This is a genomic window from Acinetobacter sp. AOR14_HL (assembly GCF_027855175.1).
Taxonomy (GTDB): domain Bacteria; phylum Pseudomonadota; class Gammaproteobacteria; order Pseudomonadales; family Moraxellaceae; genus Acinetobacter; species Acinetobacter calcoaceticus.
The window spans coordinates 138317-158680 of record NZ_JAKTII010000006.1 but is presented as its reverse complement, the minus strand read 5'-3'; the positions used below and the strand labels follow the sequence as shown (position 1 = coordinate 158680).

Below are 20364 nucleotides of genomic sequence, written 5' to 3'. Positions count from 1 at the left end.
AATCGAAGGAATGACACATGAGTAATGAAGAAAAAAGTGGATTAAAGCATTGGGTACCTGCTTTTGTCCTTATGGTGTGTGTGGTACTGGCATTTTTCGACAAGATTAGTATTGCGGTTTTATTTTCAGATCCTCATTTCCAAAGTGCAATGGGAATTGCTGAAGATAAGGCCAAGCTGGGATGGCTCATGACAAGTTTCTTACTTGCTTATGGTTTTTCATCAGTTTTTCTAAGCTTTTTGGGTGACATTTTTAACCCGAAGAAAATGCTGTTTTGGAGTGTAACTTCATGGGGTTTACTCATGTTTTGCATGGGGTTCACCACCAGTTATTCAGGCATGTTGATTTTACGCGTGCTGTTGGGTTTAGCAGAAGGTCCGTTGTTTGCCTTGGCTTATACCATTGTTAAACAGACTTATACAGACCGTCAGCAGGCACGTGCTTCAACCATGTTTTTACTTGGAACACCGATTGGCGCATTCCTTGGGTTCCCGATCACTGCAAATGTTTTGGCACACCATGACTGGCATACCACTTTTTTTGTGATGGCTGGATTAACACTAATTGCCATTTTCAGCATTGTTTTCGGTTTGCGTAATTTGCAACTCAAGAAAACCGTCGAAATTGAAGGTGAGAGTAAACGTACCAATTTCAAAGGCCATATTGCCAATACCAAAATACTTTTGAGCAATAGAGCATTCTGGCTGGTTTGTCTTTTTAACATTGCATTGATGACTTATTTATGGGGTTTAAATAGCTGGGTTCCTTCTTACTTAATACAAGACAAAGGCTTCAACCTCAAAGAATTTGGGATGTATTCAAGCTTTCCATTCATTGCCATGTTAATTGGCGAAATCATCGGTGCATTTTTATCTGACAAGTTGGGTCGCCGTGCAATTCAAGTATTTAGCGGCTTATTACTCGCCGGCATTTTCATGTATGTGATGGTCATCATGACCGAGCCATTATTGATTATTGCTGCGATGTCTTTAAGTGCGATGGCTTGGGGTTTTGGAGTGGCTGCTGTATTTGCTCTGCTTGCAAAAGTAACGACCTCAAATGTAGGGGCGACTGCGGGCGGAATATTTAACGGTTTGGGTAATTTTGCAAGTGCAATTGCACCTGTACTTATCGGTTACATCGTGATGCAAACACATAGTTTTAATTTGGGAATTACCTTCTTGGCTGCTGTCGCTGTCATCGGGTCATTTTTCTTGGTTCCTCTTTTAAAACGATATTAATTCACTGTATAGGAGTTTAAAAAATGACTACACAACAATTCGAATCGTGGGCACAACCAGAAAATTCTTCTTTAGAAGATTGGTTAAACACGCGTATTGCTCGCTTTGAGACACGTAAATATGACTTTGAGGCTTTGAAGTTCCAAGCCGATTACGACCCGAAATATCGCCGTGCGCAAATGCGTTATATGGGTACAGGCGCAACAGGTGTTGCAAATGACGGTAACACTGTACCAGCAGAAAACTTTACGTTTTCGACCATGGTGTTGCCACCTCAGTGTGAAGGTCCTTTGCACATTCACCACGACGTTGAAGAAGTTTTCTTTATGCTTCGCGGCGAAATTGATTTGTTCATTGAGCACAACGGCGAAAAATTCGAAACCCGTTTAAAAGAACGTGACCTGATTTCAATTCCACCAGGAATCTACCGTGGTCTATTTAACCCAGGTCAAGAAGATGCCTTGATGTGTGTGATGTTAGGAACAGGCAAACCGACGATTCCAAACTATCCACCAGAGCATCCATTGTCTCAAATCAAACGTTAAGCGCTTGATGACGTGAGTTAAGGGAAAGGAATAAAAATGATGACACTCATTGAAAAGTTAGCAGAATTTCCGGTTAAAACGGTGACTGTTCAAGGCCAGCAACAAGCATATCGGGAAGCCGGTCAGGGCGAATACCTAGTGCTGTTACACGGCATTAGTTCAGGTTCTGCTTCATGGGTGAACCAACTTGAAGTGCTGTCTCATCATTTTCATGTCATTGCCTGGGACGCACCGGGCTATGGCTTGTCAGATGAGCTTTTAACTGATCAGCCCAATGCTACCGATTATGCAAAGCGTTTGGCAGCGCTGTTTGAAGTTTTAAAAATTGAAAAAGCAATTGTTGTTGGCCACTCATTAGGTGCCTTACAGGCGAGTGCATTTGCTGCACTTTACCCAGAACGAGTAGAGCATTTGGTGATCGCCAATTTAGCTCAAGGCTACCAACGTCAAGATGAACAAACACAAATACAGGTTTTTGAAAAAAGACCAAAAATGTTGAAAGAATTAGGCGCTAAAGGTATGGCAGAAAGCCGTGGGCCTCATTTGATTTATAAACAAGAACCACAAGCCTTGGCTTTAGTTTCAGAGGTGATGCAACAGTTGACCCTACAGGGATTCACACATGCATCGTACTTACTCGCATATGACGAAATACGTAATTATTTAACAGATTTAAAAGTCCCATGCACAGTCATTGCAGGGCAGCAAGATCAAATCACTCCTGCGTTAGGTATACAAGAGCTTGCTCAGGAATTGCAGTTGGAACAGCACTACATCATCCAAGATGCAGGACATCTAAGTTATGTCGACCAACCGCAAGCATTTAACCAAATTATGTTGACGATTCAGGAACAATCGTAAGAGAGATTAAGGATTATGAGCTTCCAAGTTGAAGGAAAAGTTGCAGTTGTTACGGGTGGCTCCTCTGGGATTGGGCTGGCTGCTGTTGAAATATTGGTTGTAGAGGGTGCAAAAGTAGCTTGGTGTGGTCGCGATGAAGAGCGTTTGAATGCTTCAAAACTCTATATTTTAGAGAAATATCCGCATGCCAATATTTTTACCAAAGCATGTAATGTATTGAAAAAAGAAGAAGTTCAACAATTTGCCAAAGACGTAAAACTCAATTTGGGCAATGTTGATATGCTCATTAACAATGCTGGACAAGGCCGCGTTTCAAACTTTGAAAATACGCAAGATGAAGACTGGATGAAAGAAATTGAGCTGAAGTATTTCAGTGTGTTACATCCGGTTCGGGCTTTTCTTGAAGATTTAAAACACTCTGCAAATGCATCGATTACCAATGTGAACTCGTTACTGGCGTTACAACCAGAGCCACACATGATTGCCACTTCATCAGCACGAGCGGCGTTGTTGAATCTGACACACTCTTTAGCTCATGAGTTTACTCAGTATGGTGTTCGTGTGAACTCGATTTTACTCGGAATGGTCGAATCCGCGCAGTGGAAACGCCGTTATGAAACTCGCTCGGACTTAAACCAGTCATGGGAAGAATGGACAGGCAATATTGCTAAAAACCGCGGCATTCCAATGCAGCGTTTAGGTCGTCCTGAAGAACCTGCTCGTGCTTTAGTTTTCTTGGCATCTCCATTGGCATCGTACACCACAGGTGCGGCACTCGATGTCTCAGGTGGTTTTAATAAACATTTATAAATATCAGGTGCTGTCATGAAAAAGTTGATGATGATTGGTTTTGGCGCAATGGCAGCAGAAGTGCATGCACACTTGCCTCAAGATTTGCAACTGAAATGGATTGTCGTGCCGTCTCGTAGCGTTGAAAAAGTTCAATCACAAGTGTCTTCAGAGATTCAGGTGATTTCAGATATTGAGCAATGTGATGGTACGCCAGACTATGTCATTGAGGTGGCAGGTCAAGCAGCTGTGAAAGAACATGCTCAAAAGGTTTTAGCGAAAGGTTGGACCATAGGCCTGATTTCGGTTGGAACTTTGGCTGATAGTGATTTTCTGATTCAGCTCAAACAAACAGCTGAAGAAAATGATGCCCATCTGCATTTACTCGCAGGTGCCATTGCTGGCATTGACGGTATTTCAGCAGCCAAAGAAGGTGGCTTGCAAAAAGTCACTTACAAAGGCTGTAAAAGTCCAAAAAGCTGGAAGGGCAGTTATGCAGAACAATTGGTCGATTTAGACCATGTGACTGAAGCTACGGTCTTTTTTACCGGAACTGCTCGTGAAGCTGCCATGAAATTTCCGGCCAATGCCAACGTCGCTGCAACGATTGCACTTGCTGGACTTGGAATGGATGAAACCATGGTCGAGTTAACTGTTGATCCAACCATCAACAAAAACAAACACACCATTGTGGCAGAAGGTGGCTTTGGGCAAATGACCATTGAACTGGTTGGCGTGCCGTTAGCAAGTAACCCGAAAACATCAACTTTGGCTGCGCTTAGCGTGATTCGTGCTTGTCGCAACAGTGTAGAAGCAATACAGATTTAAGAAGGATTTGATCATGGCAAAGGAAATTTATATTGCAGGTGAATGGCGTTTGGGCCGCGGTGCGGTCATCCAAAGCCTGTTTCCGGCAGATCAGTCTGTCAATGCAGAAATTTCGACTGCAACGCTTGAAGATGTGAATGAAGCGATTGAAAAGGCTGATCAGGCTTGGCGTCAACCAAGCTGGAGAAACAGCTTGCCGCATGAGCGCGCACGTATTCTCTACAAAGTTGCAGACATTATTGAAGCGCGTGTCGATGAATTGGCAAAACTACAAACACGCGATAACGGTAAGCCTTTAACCGAAACTCGCGGTTTGGTGATGAGCGCTGCGGCGACTGCACGTTATGTTGCAGCGGCATGTGAAATGCTGAATGATGAGTTAACCACTCAACGTGCTCCAGACTTTATGACCATGAGCGTGCATGAACCTGTAGGTGTTGTGGCAGCAATTACACCTTGGAACTCTCCAATTGCGAGTGAAGTTCAAAAGCTTGCCCCAGCTTTGGCAGCAGGAAATGCAGTGGTGTTAAAACCGGCTGAAGCAACATCACTGATTGCTTTAGAACTTGCCAAAATTTTTGAAGAGGCAGGTTTACCAAAAGGCTTACTCAGTGTGTTAGTTGGTCGTGGTTCAGTGATTGGTGATGCAATTGCTCAACATCCGTTGGTTCGTAAAATCTCTTTTACAGGAGGAACAACCACGGGCCGTCATTTAGCGCATATTGCAGCGGACAAACTCATTACCACTTCGCTTGAGTTAGGTGGTAAGTCACCAACAATCGTTCTGCCAGATGCTGATGTGGAACTCGCTGCCAAAGGTGTAGCGTACGGCATTTTTAGTTCAGCAGGCCAAGCGTGTATTGCAGGTTCTCGCTTGTTTATTCATAGCAGTCTTTACGATCAGTTTTTAACGCGTCTGGTTGAGATTACCAAAGGCTTACGCGTGGGCCATCCTGAACAGGCTGGTGTGCATTTAGGGCCACTCGTGAATGACAAACATTTGCAGTCGGTTGATCGCTATGTGCAGCTTGCTAAAAGTGAAGGTGGGCAAGTTTTGGTGGGTGGCGAAGCATTAACCACTGGTGACTATGCCAAAGGCAGTTATTACTTACCCACCATTATTACGGGTTTAAGTAATAGTGCCCAAACTTGTCAGGAAGAAATTTTTGGCCCTGTTTTAGTCGTTATGAAATATGACAACGAACAAGATTTGATTGCTCAAGCCAATGACAGTTGTTTTGGTCTTGCAGCTGGCATCTGGACTGAAAGTTACCGTAAAGCTTGGCGTATTGCACGTGTGTTAGAAGTGGGAACCGTGTGGATTAATACCTACAAAAAGTTCTCGATTAGTGCGCCGTTTGGTGGCTTTAAAGACAGTGGTATTGGGCGCGAAAAAGGCCGTTTGGGCATTTTATCGTACATGCAGCAAAAGAGTATTTATATGGGGCTGAATGAACAGCCTAACCCTTGGTGCGATTAATAGATTCAAGGACTGAAAACAAATTTTGAGGAACAGACATGACTGAACGTGTAAATGTAGGCGAAGCAATCGCAAGAGTTTTAGAAGCGCACCAAGTTGATAGTATTTATGGTGTTATTTCCATTCACAATTTACCTATTGCCGACGCAGTAGGACGCCGTGAAAAAATGCGTTTTGTTGCTGCTCGTGGTGAAGCGGGTGTGGTAACTATGGCAGATGCACACTCACGCTTTAAAGGCTTGGGTGTAGCACTGACCAGTACTGGTGCTGGCGCTGGTAATGCGGTGGGTTCACTGATTGAAGCGATGAATGCGGGTAGCCCTGTATTGCATTTAACAGGTCAGGTTGAACGCGAATATCTTGACCGCGATGCAAGTTTTATTCACGAAACCAAAGACCAACTTACGTTTTTACGCGCCTCAAGCAAAGCGGCATTTCGTATTACAAGTCCAGACAATGCAGTGGGTGTAATTCGTGAAGCCATCCGTGTGGCAACCACTGTTCCAATGGGGCCAGTAAGTGTTGAATTGCCAATTGATGTACAAGCGGCAGAAATTGATTTGCCACTTAACCTTGGACCAGTCAAAGCATTGCAATTGCCACAAGCAGATCAAGCTGAAATTGATCTTCTTGTGAGTGAAATCAGAAAAGCAAAACGTCCGATTTTCTGGATTGGCGGTGGAACTTTAAATAGTGTTGCTGAAGTTAAAGCAATTGCAGATTTAGGTATTCCGGTTGTGTCATCTACACACGGTCGTGGTGTATTGTCAGATGATCATCCACGTAGTTTGGGTGCATTCCACAACTCGGCAGCGGTTGAGCAGTTATTAAAAGATGCTGACTTAATGGTTGTATTGGGTTCTCGTTTACGTAGTAATGAAACCAAAACTTATTCGGTTGAGTTCCCTGAAAACATTATTCAGGTTGATGCTAACCCAATGGCTCAACAACGTAATTATAAAATTCGCAACTTCATTTGTGGTGATGCCAAAGATGTCTTAACACGTGTGTTGGAACAGCTTCAAGGTACTTCAAAAGTTGATGCCGATTACGATGCTGCTGTAGTTGCTGCAAAACAAGCTGCAATTGATGCACTGCGTAAGCAAATCGACCAATACGCTTTAATTTGTGATCACTTGCGTGCAGCTTTACCTCAAGACGGCATTTTTGTACGTGACATCACCATGTCAGGTAGCACATGGGGGAGTCGCTTGTTCCCTGTACAAGCACCGAACCAAAACATTCACTCACTCGCGGGTGCAATTGGTTTAGGTCTTGCAACTGCAATCGGTGCTTCGGTTGCTAACCCTGACAAAAAAGTGATTGGTTTGGTAGGCGATGGTGGCTTAATGCTTGGCATTGGCGAAATTGCGACCATGGTGCAAGAAAACACCAACATGGTCTTAATGATTATGAATGATGGTGGCTATGGCGTAATGCGTGGCATTCAAAACAACTACTTTGGTGGTCGTCAGTATTTCAATGAATTGCATACACCAGATTACAAACTTCTTGGCGAATCAATGGGTGTGAAAAGCTGGAAAGTCGGTAGTGCAGATGAGTTTAAAACTGTCATTCAAGAGGCGGTTGCATTTGAAGGACCAACGGTAATTGAGCTCGATATGAACTCGATTGGACCATTAAACTTTGCGGGTCCACCGCAAAAGAAACTGTATTAACCAGTTTGGATGGTTTAGTACATATGCGATGGGAGCTGCTAAGCCATCCTTTTTTTAGATATATTTTTTTATCTAAAAAACAATAAAAACGAAGTTTTACAGGTAAAACAAATAAAGTTCCAGCAGGATGCTGGAACTCAATCAAGGATGTAGAGATGAAAAAGACTTCATTGATCATGGCATTCATTGCACCACTCGCTATGGGGATGAGTGCAAGTGCGTTTGCAAAAGACTCATTACTTGAATGGAAAAGTGATGATGGAACTGACTCATTAAAGTTAGGTGGGGTGGTTCGGTTAAATCAGCGCTATGAAGATTGGGAAGGGCCAAACCGTGGTTTTGGTAAGCTCTATTTTGATATTTTCAGGGTTGATCTCAAAGGTAAGTTTGATGATGCATATATCAATGCGAGCTATCTGTTCCAAGACCAACAGAAAACCTCCATTGAAAAAGCATATGTCGGTTATAACTTAGATGCCAATAACAGTATTGAAGCAGGTTTGGTCTATAAACCATTTACGATTTATCCATATCCGCAAAATGGCTGGACCTATCACATTCCGTTCTTTTTAGGCTATGGCAACAATATTGCACCGGGACTTAACTGGAATTATCACGACAAAGATTGGGATGTAAAGCTCGGTTATTATCCGCAAATGCTAGAGACCAACTTGCGTTATTCACCTGAAAGTGCGACTTATGATGACCTGGAAGAAAATGCATTTCCATCTCAAAAAGCCTACCAGAATGAAAAGCGCCATCAGTTTAATACCCGCATTGTGCGTAAGTTAGAAACTGATTTTGGTAAACAAGAGGTTGGTGTGTCTGGTGCGATTGCCCAGCTACATAATAAAATTACCGATAAAGATGGCAAATATTATGCGGTTGGTTTGCATACCGACAACAACTACAAGCGCTTTAACTTACAAAGTTCAGTCATTCACTATCAATACGATGCTAAAAATCCGGACGGTGTAAATAGTGATATGACTTTAATGGGCAATAACGGTTTTACACCTGCCTATTTCATTGCTTCGGAAGGAACGATTGCCAGTTTAAACCTTGCCTACACTTTACCTGTCACAAATATGGGCAAGCTAAAAGCCATTAAGTTTTATAATGACTATAGTTATCTCGATAAAAAACGTGATGATTGGTCAGATTCACAAATGAACACTACAGGTATGATGTTTATTGCTTCGCCATTTATGGTTTGGGCAGATTACACGTGGGGCAAAAACTCCAACATTATTGGTGGGGCGACCAACTCAACAGGGTATACCTCTGCCACATCACCCAACAGTGATAAGTGGTTATACCGAATTAACTTTAATATCGGTTTTACTTTCTAAAGCGAACAAGATTAAAAAAACCACGCCCGTTGCGTGGTTTTTTATTTAATAGATAAGCTCTTTTAATATCTGGACTTTTCAAACTTATTCCAAAATACAAACGCAGTCACAAAGGCCAAAATGGTGAGCGCAAAAATATAATACATCGCACCGATATCACTATATTGACTAAGCCAATGGACTAAAGGCAGTGTCATACCACCAACAATTGCATACGATAAATTATAAGAAAATGAAATGCCCGAGAAGCGAACAGGCGCGGGGAACATTTTGACCATACTGCTCGACACCATGCCGACGGTACCAGAGCATAGACCCAACAACATATATAAACCAAAAATGGTTGAATGTGCCGCGTGCCCCAAACTGTTATAAAAAACTGCTGCTGTGAGTGCCACGGCAAGCGCACCGACCATCATGACTTTGCCACAGCCAAAACGGTCAGCAAAATAGCCTGCCAAAATACAGCCTACCATTTGCATGACAATGGCTGCACTTTGCATTTCAAAAGTCTGGGCACGCTCAAAACCAAACGTACCAGTTAATAAATTTGGCATGGCTAAAATCACCACCACCACACAGCCTGTTAAAAACCACGTAAATAACATCCCAATCACAACGGCTGTTTTATGTGTTTTTAACACTTGTTTAACCGGCATTTCTTTTGAGATTTCTTTACGTGCCTGCATGGCTTTAAACACAGGTGTTTCTTTTAAATAGGTCCGTAAATAAAGTGCTACAAGGCCAAAAATACCGCCTGCAATGAAAGGAATACGCCAAGCCCAGTCGTGAATCTGTCCCTCACTAAAATTCAGTGAAATCCATAAAGACATCAGTGCGCCCAATAAAATTCCTAAAGACAGTCCGGCAGTTAGTAAACCATTGGCCAGTCCAATTTTTCTTTCGGGAACATGTTCAGACACAAATGTCCACGCGGCAGGAATTTCACCTCCAATTGCAATACCTTGCACCACACGCATGAGCAATAAAAGTAGCGGTGCCAAATAACCAATATTTTCAAAAGTGGGCAATATTCCGATAAACAGAGTAGGCAGGGCCATCAGTAAAATAGAAAGCGAAAATAGTTTTTTTCGCCCAACTAGATCGCCAAAATGGGCCATCACAACCCCGCCTAACGGCCTAAAAAAGTAACCTGCTGCAAAAATACCGTAAGTATTGAGCATGGCCCAAAAAGGACTAAGCGTACTTGGGAAAAAGAGGTCGGAAATGATTTTGGCGTAGAACACATAAATCACAAAATCGTAAAACTCCAAAGCACCACCCAGTGAAGAAAGGGCGAGGGTTCGTTTATCTTCTTTATTCAGATAGTTCGCATCCTGCAACGTTAATTCTTGATCCATTTTTTACTTAATTGTTGTAATCGAAGCTTGGATATTAATGGAAAAGTGAATTAAAAGTAAATGGAGGAAATTTGTGCTATAGATGAGTGTAGATTGGGTTAACCAAGAAAAGACAAAACGGTTTAAAACTAAAAAAGCTTTAGATTAAACAAAAACAGATGTAGGAATGGCTTTTCTTTTGAGCTGTTCAGCGACACAATAAAACTTGTCATAGCTAGTTTAATGAGAGATTCAAGGGATGAGTGTAGTTTTACCTGTAGCTAAGCGCGGTGAAGACATTTTAAAACTGATTGCTGCACCTGTCTCATCTAGTGAGCTGAACAGTGATTGGCTTTATGGGCTTGCAGCCGCTATGCATGCCACTATGCTTGAACGCAATGGTGTAGGAATTGCTGCACCTCAAGTCTATATCTCTAAACGAGTCATTATTGTGGCTTCTCGACCAAATCCACGCTATCCCGACGCACCTGAAATGGATGCGGTGGTGATGGTGAATCCTGAAATTTTAGAGTTTTCGAGTGAAACCCTCTTAGGTGAAGAAGGCTGCTTAAGCGTGCCAGATGAACGTGGACAAGTTGAACGCGCAGAAATGGTAAAGGTTAAATATTCAACACTTCAGGGTGAATTCGTTGAAACGATTTTTCACGGTTTTCCTGCTCGTATTGTTCAACATGAAGTCGATCATTTAAATGGAGTGTTATTTGTAGAAAGAATAATCTAATCTTCTGTTTTAAAGTTTTGAAAAAGGTATAATGAGCTTGAAATAAAGAAGTCAACGGAATTACAATACTTATATCGTGATTTTTAATTCATTCAAAAAGTATAATTTTAATATTATCAGCAGGTTGTGCTGAAAAATTGCTCTAAAGCGCAAATCTCCTCATTTAAGGTTACGGACCATGAAAACCCCTCTCCCAGATTATTTGGCAAATGTGATAGAAGCCTGTGAGGTAGATAATAGCGGGCATCTAGCTGACTATATTCCAGAGTTGGCAAATGCAAATCCAGACCGATTGGCTTTGGCAATGTCTACGGTAGATGGTGAAATTTATTCGATCGGCGATGATGATACTGAATTCACCATACAGTCAATTTCTAAACCATTTGTATATGCTTATGTTTTACAACAGCTTGGCATTGATGCGGTACTTGCTAAAGTCGGGGTGGAGCCTTCAGGAGAAGCTTTCAATGAAATTTCATTGGGTAAAGATGGCCGTCCGAAAAACCCGATGATCAACTCTGGCGCAATTACTGTACATTCATTGATTCAGGTCAAACATGGTCTACATAGTGCAGAAATTCTACGCCGTTTTATGAGCGAGCTTGCTGGTCGCGAATTAAGTTTTGATGAGTCTGTTTACGATTCGGAAGTCAAAACAGCCTATCGTAATCTTTCGATCGGTTATATGTTGCGAACTGTCGGAATTTTAGAAACTGATCCAGTCGATATTGTGAATGGTTACATTCGTCAATGTGCAATCATGGTTACAGTTAAAGATCTGGTACGTATGGGCAGTGTACTTGCCAATGGTGGGGTCGACCCTAAAACCGGAAAACGCTTGTTGAACCGATCTGTAGTGAGACAAGTACTCAGTGTCATGATGAGCTGTGGTATGTATGATGCCGCAGGTGACTGGCTTTCAACTGTAGGTATTCCTGCTAAAAGTGGTGTAGCAGGCGGTATATTAGGAGTACTGCCGGGTCAGGTCAGTATTGCTGCTTTTTCACCTCGACTAGATGAGCATGGTCATAGTATTCGAGGTATCGATATTTTAGAACGATTATCTCGTGACATGGGATTACATCTCATGGAAGGTACACCTTCTGCGCAAACCATTGTACAAAGTCATTACCGTACAGGAAAAGATGCGTCATTAAGTGTGTATGTGCTTCGAGGTGTATTGAAATTTACCGAAGCTGAAATGTTGTTGCGTATTTTACAAGACGAGACAACTGATCAAAGCACAATCGTGATTGATTTGACCCAGATTTCGCTTATCCACGATGTGGGTAAACGTATGTTTTTAGAAGGCGTAGATCGTCTGATTGATGATGGGCATACACTCGTTTTGGTTGATCCAGAACAGCGTTTAGATCATGCGAGAACCGGCAAAGATCGAGAACTGCATGTCTATCATGATTTCGATGATTTGCTCGAAAAGCATGACTTACCCGCAAAAAAAAAGACTTATAACGACATTGCCGCACTTCTAAATTGCTGAGGTGTTTTTCCTAAATGTCGTTTAAACATTGTGCTGAATGCGCTGGGATTGTTATATCCCAGTGATTCAGAAATTTGAGCAATCGATTCACCATTCGCGATTTTACTCAAGGCAAGTGCGATATGCATTTGCTGGACCCATGCTCGATAAGACAGTCCAGTTTCTTTTTGGAACATGCGCATTAAGGTTCTCGAACTCGCGCCAATATCATCGGCCCAATCTGTTAAATCTTTTGAGTGATTAGGCGCGTGTAATAACGCTTGGCAAATTTTTAATAATCGCTTGTCTTTGGGCCAAGGAATTTGGATAGGCAACAAATTGGCCCGATGGATTTCTTCAAAAATCAAAATTTGTAAAGAACGGGAAAGCTCTTGAGAGGTGACAATATTTGGAGTCTCCTCTTGTTCAATTTCATTCAAACGAATCAAAAGCTCATGCAACAGGTTGCTCACCCGAATAATAAAGCAATATTGCCCCATTAAAGCAGCTGCATTTACTTCAACCAATGCTGTATTTAACTTAACGTGACTCAGTGAAATGACACTATGCTCGACATGGGCAGGAATCCATAACGCACACATTGGCGGCACAATCCAGACATTATTTGGTGTAAACACCTGAATGTTTCCTGTAGACGCATATAAAAACTGAGCGCGGGTATGCGTATGAGTCGGCGTGATTTCTCGGTAGGCATGCTCGGAAGATAGCCCAATCACAAGTTCAGACAAATCAGACTGAATAAGAGAATCGGACATAATCTATCCTAAAAATTGTCACTTATACGATGATTATTGGAAGATAACTTTATAAGCGACAATTTACAATAAGCACCTTACTTAAAATATTGGAGTTTTTCAGGTATGACGTCTTCAATACAATTGAAAGATGGTATTGCCAATACCGTTGCAAATGATCAGCCTCAAGGAATGATTATTAAAATTGTAGGCGCCGTGGCGGTTGCACATTTACTGAATGATTTGATTCAAGCCGTGTTACCAGCCATCTATCCAATGCTCAAAGCAAACTTCTCGCTGAGTTTTGCCCAAGTTGGCCTGATTTCGTTTGTATATCAAATTACAGGTTCGCTGCTACAGCCTTGGATTGGACTTTATACTGATAAACATCCAAAACCTTATCTTTTACCACTCGGAATGGTCGTCACATTTTCCGGCATTATCTTGTTGGCATTTTCACCAAGCTTTACTGTGTTGTTATGTGCATCTGCGCTGATTGGGGTAGGTTCTGCAACTTTTCATCCTGAAGCTTCACGGGTGGCTCGAATGGCATCGGGTGGACGTTTTGGTACGGCTCAATCGACTTTTCAGGTGGGTGGAAACACAGGCACTGCCATTGGCCCATTGTTAGCAGCTTTACTTATCGTACCGTTTGGACAGCATGCAGTTGCAGGTTTAGTTATATTTGCACTTTTAGCCATTTGGGTTTTATTTGGTGTAAGCCGTTGGACGATTGGTCATGCAAAAAATCAGGTAGTTACACGTGCAAACCAAGCACAGAGTAAATTACATGGTCGTAAGCTCATTATTGCCTTGAGCACCATTAGTGTGTTGATGTTCGCTAAATTTACCTACATTGCCAGCATTAGTAACTATTTTACTTTTTACTTAATTCAAAAGTTCCATATCAGCATCCAGACCGCTCAGTTGCATTTGTTTGCGTTTTTGGCAGCTGTTGCTTTAGGTACATTTGCAGGTGGCCCAATTGGTGACAAGATTGGTCGTAAAGCTGTTATCTGGGTTTCATTTGTGGGTATGGCTCCATTTGCATTAATGATGCCGTATGCAAACTTGTTCTGGACAACAGTCTTATCGATTATTACTGGTTTGGTGTTGTCGTCTGCTTTTGCTGCAATGGTGGTTTATGCACAAGAAGCTGTTCCGGGCCGTGTGGGGATGATTGCTGGTTTAATGTTTGGTCTTATGTTTGGGGTAAGTGGTATTGCCGCAGCAGGCTTAGGGCATTTGGCCGATGTTAACGGCATTGAATGGGTATTTGGATTGTGTTCATTGTTACCATTATTAGGTTTTGCAACCGCATTTTTACCAAATACAAAGGTTAAATAAATGAAAAGACTCTCAGTCATATTAAACTGAGAGTCTTTTTTAGATAAATATAGTTCTAATTAAAAAGACTATTTTTGAATACCAAATTTAAATATGGTGACACTGTTATACGTTTGATTTGGGTTCAAACGAGTAGATGGGAAAGTCGGTTGATTGGGGCTGTCTGGAAAATGCTGTGTCTCTAATGCTAGAGCATCTGCTTGTCGATAAAGTACGCCGTTTGCACCTGCAACATTTCCTAATAAATGATTCGCCGTATACATTTGAACGCTTGGTTCAGTGGTTAGGACCTGCATAGTCCGTTTAGATTTTGGGTCAACAACACTAGCAGCAAGATTTAATTTCCCTTGGGACTTTTGGTTAATCACCCAAGTTTGGTCATAGCCATATCCATAGGCCAATTGCTGATGATTCGCTCGAATATCTTTTTCAATTGCTTTAGGAGTCCGAAAATCAAAAGGCGTACCTGCAACTGAAGCAATTTCACCTGTTGGTAACGAATTTTGATCGGTTACCAATACACGGTCTGCATTGAGCTGTACAACATGATCGAGTATGCCATAAGGGTTGTTCCCAGCACCTGATAAGTTGAAGTAACTGTGGTTGGTGAGATTGACGACGGTCGGTTGATCAGTTTTAGCCTTATATTCAATCTTGAATTCATTTTGATCTGAAAGACTGTAGATCACCTCCACATCTAACTTTCCGGGAAAACCTTGATCACCATTTGGACTGGTTAACTTAAGAGAAGCTTTGACGGTTTCACCTTTAGAAACGAGGGGCTTAACTTGCCAAACACGTTTATCAAAACCCGGATTACCGCTATGTAATGAATTCGGTCCATTATTTTTTTCGAGGTTATAAGTTTTGCCTTCTAAGTTAAATTTAGCATTGCCAATACGATTCGCATAACGACCAATTAATCCGCCAAAATGAATGCCTTCCTTGGTATCAGTGACTTCATAACCTTTTAGATCATCAAAGCCCAAAACAATATTATTTTGTTTACCTTGTGCATCGGGAGTCAAAATCTGTGTAATTACACCACCGAAGCTAATAAAAGATACCGAGACTCCTTTGTTATTGCTCATGGTGTATAAATCAACTTTTTGACCGTCTTGAGTCGTACCATATGGTTTTACATTTAATGTGGCTGCATTGGTAAGTTGTGCAAAGCTATAAATCGTAATACCTAAAATTGCTAATTTTTTCATGTTTATACTCTATTTTGTAATGGTAGGATATTGATGAATATAAGATTGATTTTTCATCTTTTTAATGAGTTTTTTATTATATGGTGTTAATGATTATTAACTCAGTTCATTTTAGGTATTGAACAAACTGACACCATTTAAGGTTATAAACAAATTAACTTTATTATCAAAATTCAACAGTAAGCTATTTTATGACTCCTTCTGACTCGGCTTTAAAATTTTCACTCGGTCTTAATGGCCTGTCATTTGACATAGACAATCAACATATCCAACTTGAACAGGGCTTGAATTTTATTAATTCAAAAAGCATTAGCCATGGTGTGATTGATGAGCTTGCTATTGAAAAGATGATTTATTTTATTGAAGAAATTATAGAGTCTCAGCCCTTAAGAAATCTAAATATAAGTGGTGTAGCTGTTACGTCTGATGTAGCTATGACGCAACTCAGTGAGTTATTTTTTAGTGCTCAAAAGAAAATCAGTCGCATTGAGCTTGAGCATGGATTCAATGATTTTATTGAGCGTTTGAGCTATTACACAAGCCAAATAGCCCCAGATCAACTTTATATTTTTACCTACTTTGTGTTTATTCGAGAGATGATGCATCACTTAAGAGTTGAGCAAATTCAGATTATTTAAGAAATTGCTTTCTCAATCTGCCAACTCATCATGAATCCAGTTTAAAAACAGCTCAATTTTAGGAATAAACTGGTGGGTTCGCGGGTAAACCAGATGATGAGCAGAAATAGGAATTGATAACTCATCTGCAAAAACTCTAACTAACTTTCCAGATTCCAAATAATTTTGAGTGAGTAAATTACTTTCTAAAACAAAACCTAGTCCATGCGTTGCCGCTTCAAGTGACATGTAAGAGCGGTCAAAACTCAAAGTATAGGGAAACTCAGGAATGCTTAAGCCCTGATGCGCAAACCACTGAGGCCAAGTGACTAAGGTTGAGCGCGATAAAATCAGTTCTTTTTTTAATAAATCTTGAGGTTTATTTACTGGACTGCGTTCAAGTAGTTTGGGGGATGCAAGTACTTCTAACTTTTCATTACGAATCGTTCTGATTTCCACACCGGTCCAGTTAGGTAGACCATGACGAATATCAATGTCGATCTTGTCACGAGTAAAGTGCAAGTTTTCATAAGAACACGACAGGTTGACCTGAATCATTGGGAACTTTTCTTTAAATGATTCGAGGCGTGGCAGTAGCCAAAGCAAACCAAAACTTGGGGATGAATGAATATATAAACTGTCTTTAGGGCTTTTATCGGCAGCTTTTTCAGTGGCTAACATCAGGTTATGCAAAATGGTCGTGACATCTTGAAAATAGCGTTCACCTGAAGGGGTCAGCGTCACACCACGGGCGCCACGAATAAATAAACTTTGCCCAATCATTTCTTCGAGTTTGGCAATTTGGTGACTGACTGCTGAAGGCGTGAGATTCAAATGCTCTGCTGCCTTTGCAACATTGCCAAAACGGGCAGTTTGTTCAAAAGCCTGTAATGTTTTAATTGAGGGCATCTGGTTGAAATTGTTTTCACTACTATCCATGAAATGATCCGTTTTTATCCCTAAAACTTATTTAAAAATAGCACAGGCATGAATTTTTTTCATGCCTTGTTGAATTCGAGATGATTGCTGGAACTTCTGAAAAAAGAGAATCTAAGTCTGAACTCAGGAAATAAAGCGTAAAAGAGGATTCAACATGTTACTACAAGGAAAAGTGGCATTAATTACCGGTGCAGCATCAGAACGTGGAATTGGGCGAGCAACCGCAGAAATCTTTGCACAACAAGGTGCCAAAGTTATTATTGTTGATTTAGATCTTGCTCAAAGCCAAAACGCTGCAAAGGCACTTGGTGAAGGACATTTAGGTCTTGCTGCAAATGTTGCAAATGAAGAGCAGGTCAAAGCAGCTGTTGAACAAGCTATACAACACTATGGAAAAATCGACATTTTAATTAATAATGCAGGCATTACCCAACCTGTAAAAACACTTGATATTCAACGCAATGATTATGACCGTGTTTTAGATGTCAGTCTACGCGGAACACTCATTATGTCACAAGCTGTTATTCCATCCATGAAAGCAAATGGTGGCGGAAGCATTGTGTGTCTATCTTCTGTTTCAGCACAACGCGGTGGTGGTATTTTTGGCGGGCCGCATTATAGCGCTGCAAAAGCAGGGGTTTTAGGTTTGGCAAAAGCGATGGCTCGTGAGTTTGGCGCTGACCAAATTCGTGTAAATTCTCTTACCCCGGGTCTTATTCAAACCGATATTACTGGCGGTTTAATGAATGATGACCGTCGTCATGACATTCTTGCAGGTATTCCACTTGGCCGTTTAGGTAAAGCGCAAGATGTTGCAAATGCAGCACTGTTTTTGGCAAGTGATCTGTCAGCGTACTTAACGGGTGTAACACTCGATGTAAATGGTGGCATGCTGATTCACTAAAGCTTGCCATTTAAAAACTAAAAATAGAATGATGGTCACAAGAGGATACTGTGGCCAAATGTAAAGGGATTCGCATGATGGATACAGTATTTTCATCTGAAGTAGATACGGCAGTTCGTAAATCGGCGTATCGAAAAATTGCATTTCGGCTTATGCCATTTTTAATGCTTTGTTATTTTTGTGCCTATTTAGATCGAGTAAATGTAGGTTTTGCCAAGCTCCAGATGATGAGCGATTTACAGTTTAGTGAAGCTGTATATGGGCTAGGCGCAGGGATTTTCTTTATTGGTTATTTCCTATGTGAAGTGCCAAGTAACATCGTACTCCACAAGGTAGGCGCAAGACGTTGGATTGCCCGTATCATGATTACATGGGGCATTTTGTCAGGCTGTTTTGCCTTTGTTCAAACTGAATGGCAATTTTACACCTTACGTTTTTTACTGGGTGTTGCCGAAGCGGGTTTGGCTCCGGGCTTGTTACTTTATCTCACTTACTGGTTTCCGTCTTACCGCCGTGCACGCATGACCGTACTTTGGTTTATCGCGATTCCAATTTCGGGAATGATTGGTGGGCCACTTTCGGGTCTAATTATGGACCGAATGAGCGGTGTACATGGCTGGTTCGGTTGGCAGTGGATGTTTTTAATTGAAGCGATTCCTACAGTTGTTGTCGGTTTGCTCGTACTCGCTGTTTTAAAAGATTCTGTTCAAGACGCGAACTGGCTAACTCAAGACGAGAAAAACTTGGTGAAGCAAGAGCTTGCTCAAGATAACCAACACAAAGAAGGCCACGGTAGCGTTAAAGAGTTTGTCGCTGATAAACGTTTATGGTTACTTGCAGGTATTTACTTCTGTGTGGTGATGGGTCAATACGCCATTACCTTTTGGCTACCCACTCTCATTCGTAACTCAGGCATCAGTGATAACTGGCATATTGGGCTACTTACGAGTCTTCCTTATATGTGCGCCATTGTGGTTATGCTTTTGGCAGGGCGTAGTGGTGACCATTTCCAAGAACGCCGTTGGCACTTAATTATCCCAATGTGTGCGGGTGCGATCGCACTTACACTTGCGACTTTGCTCGCTTCAAATCTGACACTTTCTTTAATTTTCCTCTGCATTGCAGCCTCAGGTGTGCTCACTGCATCTTCTTTATTCTGGATGTTACCAACCAACTTTTTGGGTGGTGTTTCCGCAGCGGCAGGTATTGCAGCAGTCAATAGCTTCGCCAATCTTGCCGGATTCTGTTCACCTTATTTAATAGGTTGGGTCACCACCAACACAGGCTCAAATGCAATCGGCATGTTCTTAATCACAGCAGTATTAATTTTCGGTGCCAGTTTGGTTCTGCGCGTTCCGGCAAAACTGGTCAATCGTTAATAAGGAATAGTAAATGAGAATGTTAAATATTGATAAATCAGGCCAAATTGCCGAGTTGCAACAACGTGCCTACCATATTCGCCAACATGCTTTACGTATGGGGCAAGTACAAGGACAAGGCTATGTTGGACAAGCATTAGGTGCCGCAGATCTACTCGCAGTATCTTATTTTCATGCCATGAAATATCAGCCAGAAAACCCAGAGTGGGAAGGCCGTGATCGTTTTTATTTGTCTATTGGGCACTATGCAATTGCACTTTATGCAGCCTTAATTGAAGCAAAAATTATCCCGTTTGAAGAACTTGAAACCTACGGTGCAGATGACAGCCGTTTACCGATGTCAGGCATGGCTTCTTACACACCAGGTATGGAAATTACAGGTGGCTCATTAGGTCATGGTTTGGGGATTGCAGTAGGCGCATGTTTAGGACTGAAACAGAAAAAGTCGGATGCTTTTGTTTATAACTTACTGTCTGATGGCGAGTTAAATGAAGGCTCAACATGGGAAGCGGTGATGTCTGCCTCTCATTGGAAACTAGATAACTTGATTGCCATTATTGATGTTAATAACCAACAGGCAGATGGGCACTCAAGTGAAATTTTGGCTTTTGAACCAATTGTAGATCGTTGGCAGTCATTTGGTTGGTACACCCAACGCGTAGATGGCAACAATATGGAAGCTTTACTTGAGGCATTCGACCAAGCACGAAACCATGAGGGAGCATGCCCACGAGTCATTATTTGTGACACCAAAATGGGCAAAGGCGTGTCTTTCTTGGAAAGCCGCGAAAAAACACACTTCATTCGTGTTGATGAACATGAGTGGGATGACGCTTTAAATATTTTGACCCACTACGGACAGTAAGGAATAC

Annotated in this window: 19 protein-coding genes; 15 read left to right on the top strand and 4 right to left on the bottom strand. The window is 41.6% G+C overall.

Translation table 11 applies throughout. The features are described from left to right. Positions 1 to 17 precede the first annotated feature (17 nt). From MKL38_RS07640 to MKL38_RS07605, 8 genes are all read left to right on the top strand, one after another. Positions 18 to 1241, top strand: coding sequence for an MFS transporter (locus MKL38_RS07640; RefSeq protein ID WP_003653114.1), 1224 nt, complete (start codon positions 18 to 20; stop codon positions 1239 to 1241). Positions 1242 to 1264: 23 nt separating this feature from the next. Beyond that, positions 1265 to 1786 (top strand): cupin domain-containing protein, encoded by a 522-nt coding sequence (locus MKL38_RS07635; protein WP_003653112.1) that lies wholly within the window; start codon positions 1265 to 1267, stop codon positions 1784 to 1786. 36 nt (positions 1787 to 1822) lie between these two features. Continuing rightward, on the top strand, positions 1823 to 2647 hold the full coding sequence (locus tag MKL38_RS07630; protein ID WP_270902963.1) for an alpha/beta fold hydrolase: 825 nt from the start codon (positions 1823 to 1825) through the stop codon (positions 2645 to 2647). Positions 2648 to 2662: 15 nt separating this feature from the next. Next, positions 2663 to 3457 carry an SDR family oxidoreductase gene (locus MKL38_RS07625; protein ID WP_056478455.1) on the top strand — a complete coding sequence of 265 codons (795 nt, stop codon included), beginning with the start codon at positions 2663 to 2665 and terminating at the stop codon, positions 3455 to 3457. A 15-nt stretch (positions 3458 to 3472) separates the two neighbouring features. Then, the gene (locus MKL38_RS07620; RefSeq protein WP_270902962.1) at positions 3473 to 4264 is read left to right on the top strand and encodes an aspartate dehydrogenase; all 792 of its coding nucleotides are present in this window, start codon (positions 3473 to 3475) and stop codon (positions 4262 to 4264) included. Positions 4265 to 4277: 13 nt separating this feature from the next. Continuing rightward, complete coding sequence (locus MKL38_RS07615) at positions 4278 to 5744, top strand: aldehyde dehydrogenase (protein ID WP_270902961.1); 1467 nt, start codon at positions 4278 to 4280, stop codon at positions 5742 to 5744. 38 nt (positions 5745 to 5782) lie between these two features. Continuing rightward, positions 5783 to 7423 (top strand): thiamine pyrophosphate-binding protein, encoded by a 1641-nt coding sequence (locus tag MKL38_RS07610; RefSeq protein WP_270902960.1) that lies wholly within the window; start codon positions 5783 to 5785, stop codon positions 7421 to 7423. 155 nt (positions 7424 to 7578) lie between these two features. Continuing rightward, on the top strand, positions 7579 to 8775 hold the full coding sequence (locus tag MKL38_RS07605; protein WP_270902959.1) for a hypothetical protein: 1197 nt from the start codon (positions 7579 to 7581) through the stop codon (positions 8773 to 8775). A gap of 62 nt (positions 8776 to 8837) precedes the next feature. On the opposite strand, the gene MKL38_RS07600 is transcribed toward MKL38_RS07605, so the two are convergent. Then, positions 8838 to 10136, bottom strand: coding sequence for an MFS transporter (locus tag MKL38_RS07600; RefSeq protein ID WP_005048427.1), 1299 nt, complete (start codon positions 10134 to 10136; stop codon positions 8838 to 8840). Positions 10137 to 10374: 238 nt separating this feature from the next. On the opposite strand from MKL38_RS07600, the gene def reads away from it, so the two are divergent. Together def and MKL38_RS07590 are read left to right on the top strand one after the other, a co-directional pair. Beyond that, a complete protein-coding gene (gene def, locus MKL38_RS07595; RefSeq protein WP_003653096.1) occupies positions 10375 to 10857 on the top strand; it encodes a peptide deformylase in 483 nt (160 codons plus the stop codon). 178 nt (positions 10858 to 11035) lie between these two features. Further along, positions 11036 to 12358, top strand: coding sequence for a glutaminase (locus MKL38_RS07590; protein ID WP_004641747.1), 1323 nt, complete (start codon positions 11036 to 11038; stop codon positions 12356 to 12358). Here the strand turns inward: MKL38_RS07590 and MKL38_RS07585 are convergent. Beyond that, complete coding sequence (locus tag MKL38_RS07585) at positions 12325 to 13113, bottom strand: AraC family transcriptional regulator (RefSeq protein WP_270902958.1); 789 nt, start codon at positions 13111 to 13113, stop codon at positions 12325 to 12327. The two genes, MKL38_RS07590 and MKL38_RS07585, sit on opposite strands and share 34 nt — an antisense overlap. A gap of 105 nt (positions 13114 to 13218) precedes the next feature. Here MKL38_RS07585 and MKL38_RS07580 point away from each other — a divergent pair, with 105 nt between their 5' ends. Further along, positions 13219 to 14439 (top strand): MFS transporter, encoded by a 1221-nt coding sequence (locus MKL38_RS07580; protein WP_003653093.1) that lies wholly within the window; start codon positions 13219 to 13221, stop codon positions 14437 to 14439. Positions 14440 to 14507: 68 nt separating this feature from the next. On the opposite strand, the gene MKL38_RS07575 is transcribed toward MKL38_RS07580, so the two are convergent. Next, entirely contained in the window at positions 14508 to 15653 is a 1146-nt protein-coding gene (locus MKL38_RS07575; protein WP_270902957.1) for an aldose epimerase family protein, read from the bottom strand. Between the two features lie 191 nt (positions 15654 to 15844). Between MKL38_RS07575 and MKL38_RS07570 the strand changes: the two genes are divergently transcribed. Then, positions 15845 to 16291 carry a hypothetical protein gene (locus MKL38_RS07570; protein WP_270902956.1) on the top strand — a complete coding sequence of 149 codons (447 nt, stop codon included), beginning with the start codon at positions 15845 to 15847 and terminating at the stop codon, positions 16289 to 16291. A 12-nt stretch (positions 16292 to 16303) separates the two neighbouring features. On the opposite strand, the gene MKL38_RS07565 is transcribed toward MKL38_RS07570, so the two are convergent. Then, on the bottom strand, positions 16304 to 17179 hold the full coding sequence (locus MKL38_RS07565) for a LysR substrate-binding domain-containing protein (protein WP_081037658.1): 876 nt from the start codon (positions 17177 to 17179) through the stop codon (positions 16304 to 16306). Positions 17180 to 17363: 184 nt separating this feature from the next. Here MKL38_RS07565 and MKL38_RS07560 point away from each other — a divergent pair, with 184 nt between their 5' ends. From MKL38_RS07560 to MKL38_RS07550, 3 genes are all read left to right on the top strand, one after another. Then, a complete protein-coding gene (locus tag MKL38_RS07560; protein WP_205469704.1) occupies positions 17364 to 18113 on the top strand; it encodes an SDR family NAD(P)-dependent oxidoreductase in 750 nt (249 codons plus the stop codon). Positions 18114 to 18190: 77 nt separating this feature from the next. Further along, on the top strand, positions 18191 to 19492 hold the full coding sequence (locus MKL38_RS07555) for an MFS transporter (protein WP_035364395.1): 1302 nt from the start codon (positions 18191 to 18193) through the stop codon (positions 19490 to 19492). A gap of 19 nt (positions 19493 to 19511) precedes the next feature. Next, complete coding sequence (locus MKL38_RS07550; protein WP_270903023.1) at positions 19512 to 20357, top strand: transketolase; 846 nt, start codon at positions 19512 to 19514, stop codon at positions 20355 to 20357. Positions 20358 to 20364 lie beyond the last annotated feature (7 nt).

Bases quoted from the DNA above. Each gene is read 5' to 3' on its own strand.
- MKL38_RS07640 (WP_003653114.1), top strand. From the start codon at position 18: ATGAGTAATGAAGAAAAAAGTGGATTAAAGCATTGGGTACCTGCTTTT.
- MKL38_RS07635 (WP_003653112.1), top strand. From the start codon at position 1,265: ATGACTACACAACAATTCGAATCGTGGGCACAACCAGAAAATTCTTCT.
- MKL38_RS07630 (WP_270902963.1), top strand. From the start codon at position 1,823: ATGATGACACTCATTGAAAAGTTAGCAGAATTTCCGGTTAAAACGGTG.
- MKL38_RS07625 (WP_056478455.1), top strand. From the start codon at position 2,663: ATGAGCTTCCAAGTTGAAGGAAAAGTTGCAGTTGTTACGGGTGGCTCC.
- MKL38_RS07620 (WP_270902962.1), top strand. From the start codon at position 3,473: ATGAAAAAGTTGATGATGATTGGTTTTGGCGCAATGGCAGCAGAAGTG.
- MKL38_RS07615 (WP_270902961.1), top strand. From the start codon at position 4,278: ATGGCAAAGGAAATTTATATTGCAGGTGAATGGCGTTTGGGCCGCGGT.
- MKL38_RS07610 (WP_270902960.1), top strand. From the start codon at position 5,783: ATGACTGAACGTGTAAATGTAGGCGAAGCAATCGCAAGAGTTTTAGAA.
- MKL38_RS07605 (WP_270902959.1), top strand. From the start codon at position 7,579: ATGAAAAAGACTTCATTGATCATGGCATTCATTGCACCACTCGCTATG.
- MKL38_RS07600 (WP_005048427.1), bottom strand. From the start codon at position 10,136: ATGGATCAAGAATTAACGTTGCAGGATGCGAACTATCTGAATAAAGAA.
- def (WP_003653096.1), top strand. From the start codon at position 10,375: ATGAGTGTAGTTTTACCTGTAGCTAAGCGCGGTGAAGACATTTTAAAA.
- MKL38_RS07590 (WP_004641747.1), top strand. From the start codon at position 11,036: ATGAAAACCCCTCTCCCAGATTATTTGGCAAATGTGATAGAAGCCTGT.
- MKL38_RS07585 (WP_270902958.1), bottom strand. From the start codon at position 13,113: ATGTCCGATTCTCTTATTCAGTCTGATTTGTCTGAACTTGTGATTGGG.
- MKL38_RS07580 (WP_003653093.1), top strand. From the start codon at position 13,219: ATGACGTCTTCAATACAATTGAAAGATGGTATTGCCAATACCGTTGCA.
- MKL38_RS07575 (WP_270902957.1), bottom strand. From the start codon at position 15,653: ATGAAAAAATTAGCAATTTTAGGTATTACGATTTATAGCTTTGCACAA.
- MKL38_RS07570 (WP_270902956.1), top strand. From the start codon at position 15,845: ATGACTCCTTCTGACTCGGCTTTAAAATTTTCACTCGGTCTTAATGGC.
- MKL38_RS07565 (WP_081037658.1), bottom strand. From the start codon at position 17,179: ATGCCCTCAATTAAAACATTACAGGCTTTTGAACAAACTGCCCGTTTT.
- MKL38_RS07560 (WP_205469704.1), top strand. From the start codon at position 17,364: ATGTTACTACAAGGAAAAGTGGCATTAATTACCGGTGCAGCATCAGAA.
- MKL38_RS07555 (WP_035364395.1), top strand. From the start codon at position 18,191: ATGGATACAGTATTTTCATCTGAAGTAGATACGGCAGTTCGTAAATCG.
- MKL38_RS07550 (WP_270903023.1), top strand. From the start codon at position 19,512: ATGTTAAATATTGATAAATCAGGCCAAATTGCCGAGTTGCAACAACGT.